This is a genomic window from Amantichitinum ursilacus (assembly GCF_001294205.1).
GTDB classification, from domain to species: domain Bacteria; phylum Pseudomonadota; class Gammaproteobacteria; order Burkholderiales; family Chitinibacteraceae; genus Amantichitinum; species Amantichitinum ursilacus.
In genome coordinates, this window is the sequence record NZ_LAQT01000024.1 from 1 (window position 1) to 1,253 (window position 1,253).

A 1,253-nucleotide genomic window follows, 5' to 3' on the forward strand; every position below is an offset into this window, starting at 1 on the left:
ACCAGCAAATCCGGCCTGTTCGGCACCGGCGGCGTGGGCTTTACCTACGGCACGCAACAACAATCGGCGGACGCCACGCAAACCAGCCAGACCGCCAATGCCTCCAACGTCGGCGCCACCAGCGGCAACGTGGTGATCACCGCGGGCAACCTGTACCGCCAGGAAGGCAGCAACGTCACCGCGCTGGCCGGCGATATCGGCATCAGCGGCAAGAAGGTCGAGATTGTCGAGACGCAGCAGGCCAGCAGCAGCACCCAGCAGAGCGAGTTCAAACAGAGCGGCATCACCGCGGCCGTCAGCGCGCCCGTGATCAGCGCATTGCAGACCGCGCAACAGATGAAACAGGCGGCCAGCCAGACCTCTGACAAACGCGTGCAGGCGCTGGCCGGTGGCGCGACCGCGCTGGCGGCGGTCAACAACTACGACGCAATGAAGGCTGACCCGCAGAACGCCGGTGGCGTCAGCGTTTCGATCACCTACGGCCAGTCGAAGAACGAAAGCAAAACCACGCAAAGCGGCAGCACTGCGGCAGGCTCAAAAGTGGCCGCAGGCGGTGACGTCATCATCAAGGCCACCGGCGCGGGCGCGGACAGCAACATCACCGTGCAGGGCAGCGATATCAAGGGCGGCGGCAATGTGCTGCTTAAAGCCGACGGAACGGTCAACCTGCTCGCGGCCAGCAACAGCAACGAACAACACAGCGACAGCAGCAACCAGAGCGCGGGCGTCGGCGTGGCGATTACCTATGGCAAGAACGGCTTTGCCGCCGGGATCACCGCCAACGCCGCGCTGGGCAAAGGCGGCAGCGACGGCACCGACCAGAGCTGGACCAACAGCCACATCAGCGCCGGCAAGACGGTGGGCATCGATTCCGGCGGCGACACCAATATCAAGGGCGCCGTGGTCAGCGGCAACCAGGTGGTCGCCAATGTGGGCGGCGACCTGAACATCGAAAGCCTGCAGGACACCCACAAGTACGGCAGCAAGGACCAGCAGGTCAGCGGCAGCGTCACCGTCGGCTATGGCTTCAGCGCCAGTGCCAACGCCAGCCAGCAGAAGATGAACAGCGACTACGCCAGCGTGACCGAGCAATCGGGCATCAAGGCAGGTGACGGCGGCTTCCAGGTGAATGTGAAGGGCAATACGGACCTGAAAGGCGGCGTTATCGAAAGCAGCCAGGCGGCGATTGATAGCAAAGCAAACAGCTTTACCACCGGCACCCTCACCTACTCCGATATCGAGAACCACGCGCA

At 63.7% G+C, this 1,253-nt stretch carries 1 protein-coding gene; it reads left to right on the forward strand.

Annotated elements, in window-relative coordinates; all coding sequences use genetic code 11:
- On the forward strand, positions 1-1,253 hold a 1,253-nt coding region (locus WG78_RS15595), incomplete at both ends, for a hemagglutinin repeat-containing protein (protein ID WP_201782460.1).